Source organism: Blastococcus sp. CT_GayMR16, assembly GCF_004570875.1.
Classification (GTDB): Bacteria; Actinomycetota; Actinomycetes; order Mycobacteriales; family Geodermatophilaceae; genus Blastococcus_B.
Window position 1 is genome coordinate 376,544 of sequence record NZ_SPQK01000002.1, and the last position, 16,105, is coordinate 392,648.

Sequence of the window (16,105 nt, forward strand, 5' to 3'; positions counted from 1 at the left end):
CCTGCGGAGATCCGTCCGGAGGGCCGCTCGAGCGCTCAGGCGGCCTGGCAGGCCGGGCACCAGTAGAGGTTGCGCCCGACCATGATCTCGGTGCGGACCTCGGTGCCGCACACCCGGCAGGGCAGCCCCGTGCGCCGGTAGACGTAGTGCGCGTCCTCCCGCTGGGCCGCGCCGCGGCGGCGGGACCGGTCCTCGGGGCGGGTCGTCACGATCCGGCCCAGCCGCACCCCCGCCCGCATGAGGGTGACCAGGTCGGTCCACATCCGCCCCCAGGCGTCCCCGTCGACCCCGCGGCCGGGCCGGAAAGGGGAGACGCCGTGCCGGAAGAGCAGTTCGGCGCGGTACACGTTGCCGACCCCGGCGAGCACCGACTGGTCCATGAGCAGCGCGCCGATCGCCATGCGACTGCGGGCGATCCGCCGATGGGCGGCCAGCGGGTCGGCCTTCGGTCGAAGCGGGTCGGGTCCGAGCCGCGCGAGGATCGCAGCGACCTCTGGTGCGGCCAGCACCTCGCACGCCGTCGGTCCGCGCAGGTCGGCCCACACACCGGCGCCGTCCGGGCCGGTGCCCTCCCAGCGCATCCGCAGGGCGCCTCGGGGAGCGGGCGGCGTCCCGGGGCCGCCGGTGAACGTGCCGTACAGCCCGAGGTGGACGTGCAGGGTGTCGCCGCCGAAGCGCGCGAACAGGTGCTTGCCGTAGGAGAAGACCTCCGCCAGCACCCGTCCGTCGAGCAGGGCGGCACCGGCGGCGAACCGGCCCTGCGGGCTGCTCACGTGCACCGGCCGGCCGGCGAACAGCGACGACTGCTCCCGGGCCAGGCGGAACAGGGTGTGCCCCTCAGGCACCGGATCGCACCTCCTGGAACCGGGCCAGGGCGACCTGCCGTTCGTGCGCGTGCTCGACGATCGGCTCGGGGTACCCGGCGGGGACGCCGTCCGGGGCCAGCCACGGCTCGTGCACGTACTTTCCCGGGACGTCGCGCAGCTCGGGAACCCAGCGCCGGACGTAGTCGCCGTCCGGGTCGAACTGCCGGCCCTGCGTCGTCGGGTTGAACACGCGGTAGTAGGGCGAGGCGTCGGTGCCGGTTCCGGCGACCCACTGCCAGCCGTGGTTGTTGCTGGCCAAATCACCGTCGACCAGGTACCGGAGGAAGTGCCGGGCGCCGCGCCACCAGTCCAGGTGCAGGTCCTTCACCAGGAAGGACGCGACGATCATGCGCACCCGGTTGTGCACCCACGCCTCGCCGCGCAGCTGCCGCATCCCGGCGTCGACGATCGGATAGCCGGTCCGCCCCTCCGCCCACGCCGCGAACCGCTCGTCGGCGTAGGCGCCGCTGTCGTAGGTCATGCCACGCATCCGGGCGTCGAACGGCTCGTGCGCGGTCTCCGGCCGGTGCCAGAGGACGTCGGCGTAGAAGTCCCGCCAGGCGAGCTCGTCGGTGAATCTGCGGACGTCCTCGCCGCCGTCCCGGATCGCGGCGAGGTCGGCCAGCAGCGTGCGCGGGTGCAGACACCCGTACTTGAGGTAGGCCGACATCCGGCTCGTCCCGTCGGCGCCCGGCACGTTGCGGCCCTCGGCGTAGCCGGCCAGCCGCTCGTCGCGGAACCGCGCCCAGGCGGCGCGGGCGGCCGCCTCGCCGGCGGCCGGCAGGCGGGCGCCGGAGTCCTCGGGACGCGGCAGGTCGTCGGACGCGACGCCGGTCCGCCACGGAACGCGGTCGGGCCGGGACGCGGGTGCGCGCCAGCCGTGCGCGCGCCAGGCCCGGGAGAACGGCGTGAAGACCCGGAAGGGGCTTTCGTCGGCCTTGGTCACGCGGCCGGGCGTGACGGCGTACGGGGATCCGGTCCGGATCAGCGGGACGTCGGCCAGCGCTCGCTCGACCGCGGCATCGCGGCGCCGTCCGTAGGGACCGGCATCGGCGGAGATGTGCACGCCACCCGCCTGCACCTCGCGCACGAGGTCAGGAACGACGGTGGCCGGATCGCCGGAGCGCACCACCAGCGCGCCGTCCACCGACTCCTGCAGGGCGGCGAGGCAGTCCAGCAGGAACTGCCGGCGGGGTGCGCCGGCCGGCGTCCACAGCCGCGGGTCGAGGACGAACACCGGCACGACGGCACCGTCGGTGCCCGCCGCGTCGATCGCGGCGAGCAGCGCGGGATGGTCGGAGAGCCGGAGGTCGCGGCGGAACCACAGCAGCGACGTCGGCACTTGCGGAGCGTAGGCGGGCGCCGCGGGTGCCCGCAGATCAGCGGTCGGCGGTCTCCAGGCCGAAGTGCGGCCGGTCGTCGGCCGCCACGAGATCGGTGTACTCCGGATGCTGCTGGATGTAGTGCCGGATGAAGGAGCAGTAGGGAAGGACGGTCAGGCCGCGCTCACGGGCAGCCGCGAGGACACCGGCCACCAGCGCTGTCCCGATCCCCTGGCCACCGACGGAGGGGTCCACCTCGGTGTGCGGGAGGGTCATCGTGGTGCCGTCGACGTGATAGCTCGCCAGCCCGACGACACGGTCGTCGACCCGGACCTCGAAGCGTCCCCTCTCGGGGACGTCCACCACCTTCGTGTCCATGCTTACCTCGTCCTTCCGTCCCCCGGCGCCGTTGCCGGAGCCTGACGTGTACCCGGAACCGTAGCCCGGTATCGCGTCCGTGCGGTTCACCTATTGGTGACGAGTCGGGCCCGGCAGGTGTTCCCGGCCCAACAGATAGCCTGTGCGCCGCGGCGGTCGACAGCCTGTCGGCCCGCCACGGGCCCCGTAGCTCAGGGGATAGAGCAACGGTTTCCTAAACCGTGTGCCGCAGGTTCGAATCCTGCCGGGGCCACCCAGCACGACCCGCGCCGGGCGGCGGCGCGGTCAGGCCGCCGGGCGGGCGCTGAGCGCGTCCATCCGCACCACCACGGGCGCGTTGGTCGCGCTCCCCGACAGGCAGGTGGCGATGCCGACGGCGCCGGGGGTCTGCAGTGCCGCGTAGGTGTCGGTCGCGGTGGTCTGCCAGGCCGCCGGCTCCGTCACGCTCGCCGGCCACACCTTCAGCCGGACGGTCGTCGCATTGGTTCCGGTCACCTGCATGCGCACGTTCACCTGCGAGCCCGCGGAGTAGGTGATCGACGTCGGCAGGGTGACCGCCGTGGCGATGGCGACCGGGTTCCCGGTCCCCTTCAGCGCCGTCAGTTGCACCGTGATCCGCCCGTTGGCCGCCATGACCAGGCGGGCGCGGTACTCGTTGTTGAGGCTGACGCGGCGGCCGATCACGTCGAGGTAGAGGCCGTTGCCGGTGGGCACCTTGTCCAGCGCAAGGGTCATCCGCAGGTCGGTGTCGCTGCGCGTGGTGGCGCCGAGCCAGCCCGACCGGATCTGCCCCGCGCTCGGCGAGGTGATCGCTCCGGCGCTGCCGTCCACGGCGAAGTTCGCCGCGGTGCCGCTGAGCGACCACGCCCCGCCGGCGTCCGCCGTCCCCAGGCCGTTGCTGACCGTGCGGCCGAAGTTGTCGACGACGAAGTCGACCGGGCCCGGCGGAGGATCGGTCACGGTGACCGGTTGGGTCTCCGTGTCGGTGGCGCCGGCACTGTCGGTGACGGTCAGCGTGACGTTGTACGTGTCGGCCGCGGCATAGGTGTGGGAGGGCTGGGCGCCGCTGCCGGGCGGCATGCTGTCGCCGAAGTCCCACGAGTAGGACGCGATCGGCCCCTCGGTGTCGGTGGACCCGCGCCCGTCGAAGGTGGCGGTCAGGTTGCTGGTGGACGACGTGAACGCGGCCGTCGGTGGGGTGTTCGGCGGCGGCGTCCCGCGGTTGATCACGAAGGAGTCGGTGAACGTCCCGCCGGCGACCGGCACGAACCGGGCAGTCAGGGCATCGTCGGTCGCCGACACGTCGAAGAAGCCGTCGGTCGGGTTCAGATTGCCACCCGAGTAGCTCGCGAAGTAGCCGGCCTCGGTGTCGGCGGTGTTGACGTCACGCCGCTCCTGGCCGCTCAGTCCGGACGTCACGAAGACGGTTCCGGCGCCCTGGTTCATGGTGGCGTCGGTGTCGGCGCGGCAGGCGGCGTTGTAGGCGTCCGGGGTCACCGTCGTGCACCCGGCGCGCGTGCCGAGCTGGTGGGAGCGCTGGTACAGGTGCTCGTGCCCGTGCAGCACCAGGTCGACGCGCTTGCTGATCAGCATGTTCGTGAAGTCCGAACCGATCTCGCACGTGTAGTTGCCCATGGAGAAGCAGGGCTTGTGCGCGCCCACGACGACCCACGGGATGTTGTTGGCCCGGGCGCCGTCGATGGCCGCTTCGGTCCAGGTGTAGCGCGGCGATCCTGCGGCGTAGGACCACGTGCTGTCGGGGAACTGCAGTGCGGGCGACACCATCACGAACCGGACGATCGGGTCGATCTGCGGGACGTCGACGTACCACTGCCGGCCGTAGGTGCCGACCAGGCCGGGGAGCTGGTTGGGCAGGCAGGCGGAGAAGTCGTTGATGTTGCCGTTCTGCCCGTTGCTCTCGTGGTTGCCGGCGATCAGCTCGAAGGGGAAGCCCGCGCCCAGCTGGGACGTGACCTTGTCGCACCAGGCCTGCTCGGTGCCGGTGGCCGCGTAGGAGAGGTCGCCGAGCGCGAGGCTGAGGTCCGGATCCGCCGCGTTCATCCCGGCCAGCACCGTGTCGGTGCGCGCATTGCTGCCGAAGTCGCCGGCGGCGGTGAAATGGACGACGCCGGGCTGGGGTGCGCCCTGGGCCACGGTCCCGCCGCTCACCAGGGCGAGCAGCATCCCGACCACGACCACCTGGGCCAGCGTGCGAGTCCTCACAGCGTCCTCCGCTCAGCGGGCAGGCGAGAGCGCAGGAAAACCCGACCCCGTCTTTGGCCGCGGACCGTAACCCCGCTGTATGCCGTGCCATAGGGGTACGGACGCGTCTCACCCGGGAGAAGGACGCCGCACCTCACGTCGGCCGCCCGCCGAGCGCGTCGATCCGGACGACGACCGGGGCGTTGGTGGCGCTGCCCGACAGATAGGTCGCCATCCCCACGGCGCCGGGGTTCTGCAGCGCCGCGTAGGTGTCGGTGGCGGTCGTCTGCCAGGCCGTGGGCTCTGCCGCCCCCACCGGCCAGACCTTGAGCCGCACGGTCGTGGGGTTGGTCCCGGTCACCTGCATGCGCACGTTGAGCTGGGATCCGGCCGAGTAGGTGATGGACGTCGGCAGGGTGACGGCAGTGCCGATGGCGACCGGGTTCCCGCTGCCCTTCAGCGCCGTCAGCTGCACGGTGATCCTGCCGTTGGCGGCCATCACCAGGCGGGCGCGGTACTCGTTGTTCAGGCTGACGCGGCGGCCGACGACGTCGAGGTAGAGGCCGCTGCCGGTGGGCACCTTGTCGAGGGAGAAGGTCATCCGCAGGTCGGTGTCGCTGCGGGTGGTGGCGCCGAGCCACGCGGACCGGAGCTGGCCGACGCTCGGCGAGGTGATCCTCCCGGTGCCGCCCGAGACCGTGAAGTTGGCCGCGGTGCCGCTGATCGACCACGGGCCGCCGACGTCCGCCGTCCCCAGGCCGTTGGTGACGCTGCGGTCGAAGGCGTCCGCGACGAAGTCGCTGGCGGGCGGGGGTGTGGTGACCGTGACCGGGTGCGTGACGGTGCCGGTGAGCCCGGCGCCGTCGGTCACGGTGAGGGTGACGTCGTAGGTGCCCGCGGCCGCATAGAGGTGCTGGGGCTGGGCCTGGGGACCGGTGGTCGTGCCGCCGTCCCCGAAGTTCCAGGCGTACGAGGCGATCTGGCCGTCGTCGAAGGAGCCGCGGCCGTCGAACGTCGCGGTCAGGCCGGACGCGGAGGAGGTGAACGCCGCGGTCGGTGCCGTGTTGGGTGGTGGCGTTCCGCGGTCGATGGTGAACGAGTCGGTGAGGGTCCCGGTGGTCGCGACGAACTGCGCCCGCAGGTCGTCCTCCGTCGCGCGCACGTCGAGATAGCCGTACGCCGGGTTGCGGTTGCCACCGGAGATCGTCGCGAAATAGGCGGTCTCGGAGTCGCTGGCCGGCAGGGTCGTGAACGAGCGCCCGCCGACGCCGACCGTCGCGAGCACCGTCCCGGCGCCCTGCCTCATCTGGCCGTCGGGGTCCACGACGCAGTCGGGGTCGTACGCGCCCTGGACGACCGGGCAGTTCGCGCCGAGGGCCAGTTGATGGGTGCGCCCGTAGATGTGCTGGTGCCCGTGCAGGACCAGGTCGACCCGCTTGCTCAGCAGCAACGCCAGCAGGTCCCCGCCGATCGTGCACTCCAGGCCCAGGGCGATGCACGGCTCGTGGGCACCGACCACGACCCACGGGACACCGGTCGCGCGGGCGCCGTCGATGGCCGCGGCCGTCCAGTTGTAGCGCGGCGTGCCGGCGGCGTAGGACCAGGTGCCGTCGGCGTACTCCAGGGCCGGCGAGATCATGACGAACCGGACGAGCGGGTCGTCCTGCGGGACGTCGACGTACCACTGCCGGCCGTAGGTGCCGACCAGGCCGGGGAGCTGGTTGGGCAGGCAGGCGGAGAAGTTGTTGATGTGCCCGTGCTGGCCGCTGCTCTCGTTGTCGCCCGAGATCAGCTGGACGGGGAAGCCGGTGCCGACGTGCGAGGTGACGTAGTCGCACCACGCCGGCTCGCTCCCCGGTCCCGCGTAGGACATGTCGCCCAGGGCGAGGTTCAGGTCCGGGTCCGACGCCGACATGCGGTCGAGGAGGGCGCTGGTGTCGGCCGAGGAGCCGTAGTCGCCGACGGCGGTGAAGTGGACGACGCCGGGCTCGGCGGCGCCCTGGGCGGCCGAGCTGACGGTCACCGAGGCGAGGAGCAGCACCACAGCGGTCACCTGTGCGATCGCCCGGATCCGCATCCGGCCTCCAGAAGGCAGCGTGTCGTGATCCCCCTGGCCCACCGGCGGACACGAACCCGTCGGCGTCGGCGGACGCTAGCCCCGAGGGCTGCCCGCCGTAAGGGGGGACCGCGCGTCTCGATTCCGCGCCGCACCGGCCCCGGCGAACTAGCGTCGGGTCATGATCGTCGGCCTGGTCGAGCTCGCCCTGATCTTGGGCGTGCTCGGGCTGCTGGTCTTCGGCGGGCTCGCGCTCTGGCGCGCCCTCCAGCGGGAGGCCGGAGGGGCGGGACGGCTGCCGAGCGGGCCGCGCGCCGAGCTCGCCGCGGCCATCGCGCGCGCACGGTGGGCGCCCGCCCACGACGAGGTCGACGGCGTCACCCGGGTGCTGGTCCGCCGCGCGTACACCGGGCTCGACGGGCGGCCGGTCGTGCTCGAGGAGCGGGTGATGGAGACGTTCCCCGCTCAGGACCCCGCGTGGGAGGCGCTCTTCACCGAGGCGATGTCCAAGGCCCGCTTCCGCTGCAGCTACCTCAACACCGAGGAGGACCCGTAGTCGCGCGACCGTCCCGGCGCGGTCGCCGATTCGCAGGGACCATGGACCGGTGACCGCAGCGCCCACCGCTCTCCCGCGCTCCGATCCGGCGTCTCTCGACGCGCTGGCCGAGCTGGTGGCCGACGGCGACGTCGTCGTCCTCTCCGGGGCCGGGCTGTCGACGGACTCCGGCATCCCCGACTACCGGGGCGCGACGGGCAGCCTGCGGCGGCACACCCCGATGACCTACCAGACCTTCACCCGCGACCCACGCGGCCGGCACCGCTACTGGGCGCGCAGCTACGTCGGCTGGCGGCAGATCCGCGGCGCCCGGCCCAACGAGGGGCACCGCGCGGTGGGCGCGCTGCAGGCGGCGGGACTGCTCGGCGGGGTCATCACCCAGAACGTCGACGGCCTGCACCAGGCCGGCGGCGCGAGTGACGTCGTCGAACTGCACGGCGGGCTGGACCGCACGGTCTGCCTCGGCTGTGGGGACGTCGCCGGGCGGGCGGCGCTCGACGAGCGGCTGCGGGCGGCCAACCCGACGTTCGGGCCGAGGGTCGACGAGGTGAACCCCGACGGCGACGCCGAGCTGCCCGACGAGCTGCTCGACGACTTCGTGATGGTCGGCTGCCTCGCCTGCGGGGACGGGCCGCTGAAGCCCGACGTCGTCTTCTTCGGCGAGACCGTGCCGCGGGACCGGGTCGAGCACTGCTTCGGCTTGCTCGAGGAGGCGGGGAGCCTGCTGGTCCTGGGCTCGTCCCTCACGGTCATGAGCGGCTACCGGTTCGTGCTGCGCGCGGCGAAGCTCGGCATCCCGGTCGCCATCGTCAACGTCGGCGCCACCCGCGGCGACGCGAAGGCCGACGTCCGGGTCGACGCCCCGCTCGGGGACGTCCTCCCCGCCCTGGCCGCCCGCCTCGCCGGATGACCCGGGAGGTCGAGCGCACCGACGACGGCCGGTACGTGGTGGTCGACGGACGACGCTGGCGGACGGCCGACCCGGCCCTGCCGGACGACGTCCGTGCCCGGCTGCTGCACCACCTGGGTGTCGCCCGCTCCGGGGTGCGGACGGCGGGGCAGGCCGGCGACGAGGCCGCCGTCGCGGCCGCGCGGGCCCGGGTGCAGCTCGGGAAGACCGGCCTGGGGGAGCGGGGCGAGGCCTGGTGGGACCAGTCCGACGACGCCCGTCGCGCCCGCTGGGAGGCCGCGCTGCGCGCGCTCGACGGCTGAACGAGACTGGACGGCGATGCAGACGTTCCTCCCGGTGGCCGACTTCGCCGACAGCGCCCGGCTGCTGGACTCCCCGCGCCTGGGCAAGCAGCGGGTCGAGACGCTGCAGATCCTGCGGGCGATCGAGCTGCCCGACTACGGCTGGGCCAACCATCCCGCCGTGCTCATGTGGCGGGGCCGCACCCCGGCGCTGGTGGCCTACGGGTTGGCGATGGCCCGGGTCTGGCAGGAGCGCGGGTTCGCCGACAGCACAGAACACCAGATCGGGGAGTTCGCCCCCGAGGTCGTGGGCGTGCCGCAGAAGGAGCTGGCCTCCGCGGGGGTGCTGCCGACCTGGCTGGGGAACGAGGAGCTGCACCGCTCGCACCGGTCCAACCTGATCGCGAAGGATGCCGGCTTCTACCGGGCCCGCTTCACCGAGCGCTTCGGTGCCGAGCCCGACGACTTGCCCTACGTGTGGCCCCCGCCCGACGACGTGCCGCCGGTGCCGGTGCCCGACGGCGTCCGGGTCCGGGTGGTGCGGCCGCGCAACCACAACGAGCTGGGTGCCTGCCTGGCCGCGGGGGTCGTCGGGCTGGGCACGCAGTCGGGCATCGATGTGGACGCGACCGGGCTCTCGCCGACGGAGCTGCGGGAGCTGGCGAAGGAGCTGTCGGGACGGCGCCCGGGCAAGGACCTGCGACAGCTCTCGGTCTTCCTCGACGACATCCGCCCGGGCGACCGCGTCGCGCTGCCGATCGAGCACGGCGCGGGGCTGCTGCTGGGCGAGGTCGTGGGCGACTACGTGTTCCAGGGCCGCGACCTGCTGCCGCACCGCCGTCCGGCCCGGTGGGACCGGGTCGTGCCGCGGTCGGCCGCGCTCCCGCCGGCCACGTTGCAGGACCCGCGGGCGCTCTTCCAGGTCACCCTCGACCCGGCCGTGGTCGGCTAGGCCCCCGGGAGGGGGACGTTCTGCAGCCGCACCTGGCCACGCGCGACGAGTTTCCCGTCGTCGGCCCGGGTCAGGCGCACCTGCCAGAGCTGCAGCGTCCGGCCCTGCTGGATCGGCTCGGCCACCACGTCGATCCGGCCGGAGGTCATGGGCCGGAGGAAGTCGGTGTTGTTGTTGACCCCGACGGCGAACTGGCCGCGGTCGACCACGGCGGTGCTCGCCCCGATGCTGGCAGCGGACTCGACGACCGAGCAGTAGACGCCACCGTGCACGACGCCCCAGGGGGTGTGCTGGTCGGGCCCCAGGTCGACGTGCCCGGTCACCCGCGTTCCGGTGGCCTCGGCCACCTCGAAGTTCATGGACGCCACGAACGGACTGGCGGCGCTGAGATCCACCGGCGGCAGGTCGGCGCTCATGCGTCCCACACCAGGCAGAAGGGGTGGCCCACGGGGTCGGCGTAGACGCGGAAGTCGCCACCCCCGCCGGGCAGCCGCCGGGCACCGAGCTCGAGGACCTTCGGCTCGGCCTCCTCGACGTCGGCCACCCGGATGTCGAGGTGGAACTGCTGGGGGCGGGCGGGGTCCGGCCAGTCCGGTGGCACCAGGTCCGGCGCCTGCTGGAAGGCGATGCGGTAGCCCGCGCCGGTGATGGTGACCCAGTCGTCGCCGGGTGCACCCTTCACGTCCATCCCGAGCAGCCGGGCGTAGAAGGTGGCGAGCGCATGGGCGTCGGGAGCGTCGATGACGACGGAGTGGAGCTGGCCGATCATGAGCCCATCCTGACGTGACCGCGGGGCGCGCGACAGTCGGATCCCGGCCGGTCAGCGCGACGATGCGGCCACCCGCCCTGCACGCGGACGCCCGGGTGTCGCAAGATCTGCCCGTGCCGTCGCGACCTGCTCCCGCCCGATGACCGCCCCCCGTCTGGGCTCGCTGACCTGGCTGCCGGCCACGGAGCGGCCGGACCTGCTGGGTGCACCGGTCGCTGCGGCGCTCTCGCTGCTGCCGGGTCCGGCGTGGGTCGCCGAGATCGATGCCGAGCTGGCCGACACGGCGGCCTTCTGCGCCGCCTACGACATCCCGCTCGAGATCTCGGCCAACTGCGTGGTCGTCGCCGCGCGGCGGGCCGGGCAGACCACGCTGGCGGCCTGTGTGGTCCTCGCCACCACGCGCGCCGACGTGAACGGGCTGGTGCGGCGGCACCTGGGCGCCCGCAAGGCGTCGTTCGCCCCGCAAGACGTCGCCGTGGCCGAGTCGGGCATGGAGTTCGGCGGCATCACGCCCGTCGGGCTGCCCGCCGACTGGCCGGTGCTCATCGATCCCGAGGTCGAGGCGGCGGACTTCGTCGTCATCGGCTCCGGGATCCGCGGCGGCAAGCTCGCCGTCGCGGGGTCGCTGCTGGCCGCACTGCCGGCCGCCGAGGTGCTCGACGGCCTGGGGCAGCCCCTGCCGGAGCCCGACCCGTCGGCGCCGGCGACCCCGCCGACGCGCGCCCCGGACGACAGCGACGTGGGGTGGGGCGATCGGCCCGGGGAGCCGGCCGACGACGACCGCCGGTACCTGGAGGACCGCCCGCCGCACTGGGGCAGCGACTAGAAGGACCCCGTCCCACCCACCCCTCGCTCGCTCGGGACGGTGCCCTGGACGGGGCCACTCTGCTGGGCGCGGAGCAGGTCGCGGATCTCGACGAGAAGCTCGACCTGGGTCGGCAGAACTGGACCGGCTTCCTCGCCGCGCTTGCGCCGCTCCACGAGCACCTTCATCGGGAGCACGACGACGAAGTAGACGACCGCCGCGGTGAGCACGAAGGTGATCAGCGCGTTGATGAACGCGCCCCACGTGAACTCCTGCCCGTCGACGACCGCCGTCCCGCCGTCGACCCCGCCACCGGCGACCAGGCCGATCAGCGGCTGCAGGAACGACGTCGTGAAGGCCGTGACCAGCGCCGTGAATGCGGTGCCGATGACGACCGCCACCGCCAGGTCGACGACGTTGCCGCGGAGCAGGAAGTCCTTGAAGCCCTTGATCATGGGGTCCATCCACCCACACGAGGCCGGGCAGGGCGTCGCGCCACGTCAGGGTGGGGGCAGGTTCACAGTCAGGGTCGCGGTGGTCGCGGCCGCTGCGAGCCGGGCCGCAGTGTCGCCGTCGACGGCGATCAGGAGCAGCCCTGCTCCCGACTCCTCGTCCGCCCCGATCGCGGCGAGCACCAGCGCACCACCGGCGACGACCTCGGCGGCAGCGGCGTCGGCGGCGGTCGCCAGGACGTCCACGCGGTCACCGGTGCGCACCAGCCCCGCGATGGCCAGGTCGGCCAGCCGGACGGGTGCGGCGACCTGTCCCTCCGGCAGCAGTGCGGTCAGCCCGGCGCCGACGAGGCGGGCATCGGTGATCGGCTCCCCGGCACGAACGCCACCGGCCAGCACCCGGTGCAGCAACTGTTCGGGGTCGGCGGCCACCCCGGCCGGCACCGCCTCGGGCGGGTACCGGGCCGCCTCGAGGTCACCGGCGCCGAGGACCGTGCCGGCCGGCAGGTCGCGGACCGACACGGCCACCTCGACCCCGTCGGGTACGCGTGCCGTCGCGTCGACCGGCGCCGGTCGGAGCGCCAGGACGAGCGCGAGGACCCCGAGCAGCACCGCGGCGACCTGCCGGGCGACGTGCACCGGCGAGCGGGGGCGGCGGAAGTGCGGCATGGCCTGAGGCTGGCCGAGCGCAGGGTCGGGGGACCCGGCTCGGCTCAGGTTGTGGAGAGCGACGCGTCCTGTGGACGACGACGGGGCGACGGTCGGCCCCGTGTGGTCAGTTGGCGGCCTTGGACCCGCTGCTGCCGGACGAGGACGGCGCCGCAGGGGCGGGGGAGGAGGTGGAGGAGGACGACCCCTCCTTCGACGACGACGACGAGGAGTCCTTGGATGACGACGACGACGTCTCCGACGCGGTGGCGCTCTTGCGGCTGTCGGTCCGGTAGAAGCCGGAGCCCTTGAAGACGACCCCGACCGACCCGTAGACCTTGCGCACCGGGAAGCCGCACACCGGGCACTCGCTGATCGGTGCGTCGCTGAAGGACTGCACGACCTCGAACTCGTGCTTGCCCTCGGGGTTGGTGCAGGCGTACTCGTACGTGGGCACGGCGGTGGCTCCCTGGTGGTGCGGTGACTGTTGCGGGCTGGCACTCACGCCCGGCGACTGCCAATGATGCGCCATGCCGCGACCGTCCGTCCACGTGCCGCTCCCCACGGTCCGACCTTCGGGGGATGGGTGCTGAGCAGCCCAGTACCTTCTGGCGCGTGGCATCCGAGTGGCTGGACGAGGACCAGCAGCGGACCTGGCGCGCCTGGCTCACCGTCTCCGAGCTGGTGCCGCGGGCCCTGGATGCCCAGCTGCAGCGCGACGCCGGCATCAGCCACGCGGCCTACGTCGTCCTGGCCATGCTGTCGGAGTCACCCTCGCGCAGCCGGCGGATGAGCGATCTGGCCCGGCGCGCCAACCAGTCGCAGAGCCGGCTGTCGCACACGGTCGCCCGCCTGGAGGACCGCGGCTGGGTACGCCGCGAGCGCTCCACCGACGACGGCCGCGGCAACCTCGCGGTGCTCACCGACACGGGGTGGGACGTCGTCCGGTCGGTGGCGCCCGGCCATGTCGACGCCGTCCGCGAGGCGATGTTCGCGCCCCTCACCACCGAGCAGACGCACGCGCTCGGCGAGGCGCTGCAGGCGATCGTCGAGCAGCTCGACCCCGACCGCAGTCAGCGCATCGAGATCGCGGTGGAACCCGAGGGCTGACCGCTCAGCGACCGAGGTGGCGGTAGCGGTGCAGCCGGCTGCGGTAGCGCTCGCCGTCGTCGCGCCCGAGGAGGCCGGCGAGCTCCTCGCCCAGCACCCGGCCCAGCCGCTCGCAGAACTCGGTGGGCTCGTCGGCGGCGTCCGGACGCTCGGGCACCACCCGGTCGACGATCCCCGCCCGCCACAGGTCGGTCGCCCGCACGCCCTGGGCCTGCGCCATCTCGCCGGCGTGCGTGATGTCGCGGTGCACGATCGCCGAGGCGCCCTCGGGGGGCAGCGGGCCGAGCCAGCCGTTGGCCGCGGCGAGCACGCGGTCCGCCGGCACCAGGGCCAGCGCCCCGCCACCGGTGCCCTGACCCAGCAGCACTGCCAGCGTGGGTGCCTTCAGCATGACCAGGTCCTGGAGGCAGCGGGCGATCTCACCGGCCAGGCCGCCCTCCTCCGCCTCCCGGGACAGCGCCGCCCCGGGGGTGTCGATCAGCGTCAGCAGGGGCAGCCGCAGCTCCTGGGCCAGGTGCATGCCGCGTCGCGCCTCACGGAGGGCCGCCGGGCCCAGCGGTGCGGTCAGGCTCTGCCCGCGCCGGTCCTGCCCGAGGACGACGCACGGCGCGCCGCCGAAGCGGGCCAGGGCCAGCAGCAGCCCCGGGTCCTTCTCGCCGGCGCCGGTGCCGCTCAGTCCGACGACATCCGTGGCGGCCGTGCGCAGCAGCCGGCGCACCCCGGGCCGGTCCTCGCGCCGGGACGCGGTGACGACGTCCCACGCGCTGCGGCCGTCCTCGGGGTCGTCGGCGTCCGTGCCGTCGTCGGGGCTCGGGCGCTCCGCACCCGCCACGTCGCGGTGCCAGGTCGACCGCGCGGCCAGCACCCGGAGCGCCCGGTCGGCCACGTCGGCGATCTGGTCGTGCGGGACGACGGCGTCGATGAGGCCCCGCTCGGCCAGGTGCTCGGCGGTCTGCACGCCCTCCGGGAAGGGGTCGCCGTAGAGGGCCTCGTAGACCCGCGGGCCGAGGAAGCCGATCGACGCTCCCGGCTCGGCGATCGTCACGTGACCGGTCGACCCCCAGGACGCGAGGACGCCGCCGAACGTGGGGTTGCGCAGGTAGACGAGGTAGGCGAGCCCGGCCTCCTTGTGGCGGGCGATCGCCGCGGTGATGCCGATCATCTGGAGGAAGGCGACGGTGCCCTCCTGCATGCGGGTGCCGCCCGAGACCGGCGCCGCCAGCAGCGGCAGCCCTTCCTCCGTCGCCCGCTCCACGGCGGTGATCAGCCGCTCGGCGGCGGCCACCCCGATGGAGCCGGCGAGGAAGCTGAACTCCCCGGCTACGACGGCCACGCGCCGGCCGCGCAGGGTGCCTTCCCCGGTGATGATCGACTCGTCCTGCCGGCTCTTCTCCGTGGCGGCGGCCAGCTCGGCGGCGTAGGCGTCATCCACCTCGCGCGGGGGGACCGGAGCGTCCCAGGACTTCCACGACCCCGGGTCCAGCACGAGGTCACGGAGGGTCCGGGCGTCGACCCGTGGCGGGCGGGAGGACGTGGGAGCGCTCATGTGGCGTGTCCGTTCTCGATGTCGTCGTCGTCCTCCGGCTGCGGCACGCCGGAGGAGGCCTCAGACAACCATGCGCGAATTGACGGTCCGTCAGCACCCAGCACGGGGGGCGCCGTGTGCGTCCGTCGGGTCGTCTCCGTCTCGCCGTCCGGAGTCGCGTCGAAGAACCGCAACGGGGGTCCCGGCAGCGACAACGGGCCCAGCGTCGCGTGGTCGACGTCGACGAGCAGCCCCTGCGAGAGCGCCTGGTCCCAGCCGTAGACCTCGTCGATGGTCCGGACCTTCCCCGCAGGGATGCCGACCGTCGCCAGCCTGGCCAGCAGGTCCTCGGCGGTGATGTCGGCGAACGCGCGCTCGAGCAGCGCGATCACCTCGTCGCGGTGCTCCACCCGGTCGCCGTTGGTCTCCATCCCTGGGGTCTCCGGGTCGAGGTCGAACTCCGCGCACAGCCGCCGCCACAGCGACTCGTTGGCGCACGCCACCTGGACGCTGCCGCCGGAGCAGTGGAAGAGGCCGTAGGGCGCGATCGAGGGATGGTGATTGCCCTGCGCGCGGCCGACCTTGTTCGCCACCGTCCACGCCGTCCCCTGGAAGGCGTGCACGCCGACGATCGCGGCCAGCAGCGAGGTGCGCACGACCTTGCCGCGGCCCGTGCGCTCGCGCTCCATCAGCGCGGCCAGCACGCCGTAGGAGCCGTACATGCCGGCCAGCAGGTCACCGATCGGGACGCCGACCCGCTGCGGGTCGTCCGGTCCGGAGCCGGTCAGCGACATCAGGCCGCCCTCGCCCTGGGCGATCTGGTCGTAGCCGGCGCGGCCGCCCTCCGGGCCGTCGTGGCCGAAGCCGCTGATGGCCAGGGTCACCAGCCGCGGGTTCAGCTCGGCGAGCACCTCGGTGCCGAAGCCCAGGCGGGCCAGGGTGCCGGGACGGAAGTTCTCCATCAGCACGTCGGCCCGGCGGAGCAGATCGGTGAGGACCGCCTTGTCGGCGTCGTCCTTGAGGTCGAGGGTGATCGACTCCTTGTTCTTGTTCGTCGACAGGAAGTAGGTGGACTCCCGGGCTCCGGGCCCGGGGTGGCCCTCCGGCTGGACGAACGGCGGACCCCAGCCGCGGGTGTCGTCGCCGGTGCCCGGGCTCTCCACCTTGATCACCCGGGCGCCGAGGTCGCCGAGCATCATCGCGGCGTGCGGCCCGGCCAGGGCTCGGGTCAGGTCGACGACGAGCACGCCGTCCAGCGGTCCGGTCATGGTGG

General features: G+C 73.6%; 18 protein-coding genes and 1 tRNA gene. 7 read left to right on the plus strand and 12 right to left on the minus strand.

Translation table 11 applies throughout. The annotated features are described in order from the left end of the window. Positions 1–35: 35 nt before the first annotated feature. The 3 genes from E4P38_RS04505 to E4P38_RS04515 are packed head-to-tail and all read right to left on the minus strand — an operon-like array spanning position 36 to position 2,566. Positions 36–845 (minus strand): zinc finger domain-containing protein, encoded by an 810-nt coding sequence (locus tag E4P38_RS04505; protein WP_135130551.1) that lies wholly within the window; start codon positions 843–845, stop codon positions 36–38. Further along, entirely contained in the window at positions 838–2,208 is a 1,371-nt protein-coding gene (locus E4P38_RS04510) for a deoxyribodipyrimidine photo-lyase (protein ID WP_135130552.1), read from the minus strand. The genes E4P38_RS04505 and E4P38_RS04510 overlap by 8 nt, the downstream gene beginning before the upstream one ends. A gap of 37 nt (positions 2,209–2,245) precedes the next feature. Beyond that, positions 2,246–2,566, minus strand: coding sequence for a GNAT family N-acetyltransferase (locus E4P38_RS04515; RefSeq protein WP_135130553.1), 321 nt, complete (start codon positions 2,564–2,566; stop codon positions 2,246–2,248). A gap of 180 nt (positions 2,567–2,746) precedes the next feature. Between E4P38_RS04515 and E4P38_RS04520 the strand changes: the two genes are divergently transcribed. Continuing rightward, positions 2,747–2,819, plus strand: a tRNA-Arg gene (locus E4P38_RS04520). A 32-nt stretch (positions 2,820–2,851) separates the two neighbouring features. Here the strand turns inward: E4P38_RS04520 and E4P38_RS04525 are convergent. Beyond that, entirely contained in the window at positions 2,852–4,789 is a 1,938-nt protein-coding gene (locus E4P38_RS04525) for a PKD domain-containing protein (RefSeq protein WP_135130554.1), read from the minus strand. A gap of 133 nt (positions 4,790–4,922) precedes the next feature. Beyond that, positions 4,923–6,821: a PKD domain-containing protein gene (locus E4P38_RS04530; protein ID WP_209308925.1), complete on the minus strand. Its 1,899-nt coding sequence runs from the start codon at positions 6,819–6,821 to the stop codon at positions 4,923–4,925. A 184-nt stretch (positions 6,822–7,005) separates the two neighbouring features. Between E4P38_RS04530 and E4P38_RS04535 the strand changes: the two genes are divergently transcribed. Genes E4P38_RS04535 through E4P38_RS04550 form a run of 4 tightly spaced genes read left to right on the plus strand, consistent with a single transcriptional unit; the run spans position 7,006 to position 9,523 of the window. Further along, positions 7,006–7,380 carry a hypothetical protein gene (locus tag E4P38_RS04535; RefSeq protein ID WP_135130556.1) on the plus strand — a complete coding sequence of 125 codons (375 nt, stop codon included), beginning with the start codon at positions 7,006–7,008 and terminating at the stop codon, positions 7,378–7,380. A gap of 49 nt (positions 7,381–7,429) precedes the next feature. After that, positions 7,430–8,290: an NAD-dependent protein deacetylase gene (locus E4P38_RS04540; RefSeq protein WP_135130557.1), complete on the plus strand. Its 861-nt coding sequence runs from the start codon at positions 7,430–7,432 to the stop codon at positions 8,288–8,290. Beyond that, entirely contained in the window at positions 8,287–8,592 is a 306-nt protein-coding gene (locus E4P38_RS04545) for a biopolymer transporter Tol (protein WP_135130558.1), read from the plus strand. The genes E4P38_RS04540 and E4P38_RS04545 overlap by 4 nt, the downstream gene beginning before the upstream one ends. A gap of 16 nt (positions 8,593–8,608) precedes the next feature. Then, the gene (locus tag E4P38_RS04550; RefSeq protein WP_135130559.1) at positions 8,609–9,523 is read left to right on the plus strand and encodes an MSMEG_6728 family protein; all 915 of its coding nucleotides are present in this window, start codon (positions 8,609–8,611) and stop codon (positions 9,521–9,523) included. Here the strand turns inward: E4P38_RS04550 and E4P38_RS04555 are convergent. Together E4P38_RS04555 and E4P38_RS04560 are read right to left on the minus strand one after the other, a co-directional pair. Continuing rightward, entirely contained in the window at positions 9,520–9,939 is a 420-nt protein-coding gene (locus E4P38_RS04555; RefSeq protein ID WP_135130560.1) for a PaaI family thioesterase, read from the minus strand. The two genes, E4P38_RS04550 and E4P38_RS04555, sit on opposite strands and share 4 nt — an antisense overlap. Next, positions 9,936–10,292 carry a VOC family protein gene (locus E4P38_RS04560; protein ID WP_135130561.1) on the minus strand — a complete coding sequence of 119 codons (357 nt, stop codon included), beginning with the start codon at positions 10,290–10,292 and terminating at the stop codon, positions 9,936–9,938. Before E4P38_RS04560 ends, E4P38_RS04555 begins: the two co-directional genes overlap by 4 nt. Before the next feature lie 139 nt (positions 10,293–10,431). On the opposite strand from E4P38_RS04560, the gene E4P38_RS04565 reads away from it, so the two are divergent. Beyond that, on the plus strand, positions 10,432–11,118 hold the full coding sequence (locus E4P38_RS04565) for a YbaK/EbsC family protein (protein ID WP_167760442.1): 687 nt from the start codon (positions 10,432–10,434) through the stop codon (positions 11,116–11,118). On the opposite strand, the gene mscL is transcribed toward E4P38_RS04565, so the two are convergent. From mscL to E4P38_RS04580, 3 genes are all read right to left on the minus strand, one after another. Next, on the minus strand, positions 11,115–11,561 hold the full coding sequence (gene mscL / locus E4P38_RS04570; RefSeq protein ID WP_245160777.1) for a large conductance mechanosensitive channel protein MscL: 447 nt from the start codon (positions 11,559–11,561) through the stop codon (positions 11,115–11,117). The genes E4P38_RS04565 and mscL overlap by 4 nt on opposite strands. A gap of 36 nt (positions 11,562–11,597) precedes the next feature. After that, positions 11,598–12,218, minus strand: coding sequence for a Flp pilus assembly protein CpaB (gene cpaB / locus E4P38_RS04575; protein WP_135130562.1), 621 nt, complete (start codon positions 12,216–12,218; stop codon positions 11,598–11,600). A gap of 106 nt (positions 12,219–12,324) precedes the next feature. Further along, a complete protein-coding gene (locus tag E4P38_RS04580) occupies positions 12,325–12,654 on the minus strand; it encodes an FmdB family zinc ribbon protein (RefSeq protein WP_135130563.1) in 330 nt (109 codons plus the stop codon). A gap of 158 nt (positions 12,655–12,812) precedes the next feature. Between E4P38_RS04580 and E4P38_RS04585 the strand changes: the two genes are divergently transcribed. Next, on the plus strand, positions 12,813–13,307 hold the full coding sequence (locus E4P38_RS04585) for a MarR family transcriptional regulator (protein ID WP_135130564.1): 495 nt from the start codon (positions 12,813–12,815) through the stop codon (positions 13,305–13,307). A 4-nt stretch (positions 13,308–13,311) separates the two neighbouring features. Here the strand turns inward: E4P38_RS04585 and E4P38_RS04590 are convergent, their stop codons facing one another. Further along, complete coding sequence (locus tag E4P38_RS04590; protein WP_135130565.1) at positions 13,312–14,853, minus strand: carboxyl transferase domain-containing protein; 1,542 nt, start codon at positions 14,851–14,853, stop codon at positions 13,312–13,314. Continuing rightward, complete coding sequence (locus E4P38_RS04595) at positions 14,850–16,100, minus strand: CoA transferase (RefSeq protein ID WP_135130566.1); 1,251 nt, start codon at positions 16,098–16,100, stop codon at positions 14,850–14,852. The genes E4P38_RS04590 and E4P38_RS04595 overlap by 4 nt, the downstream gene beginning before the upstream one ends. Positions 16,101–16,105 lie beyond the last annotated feature (5 nt).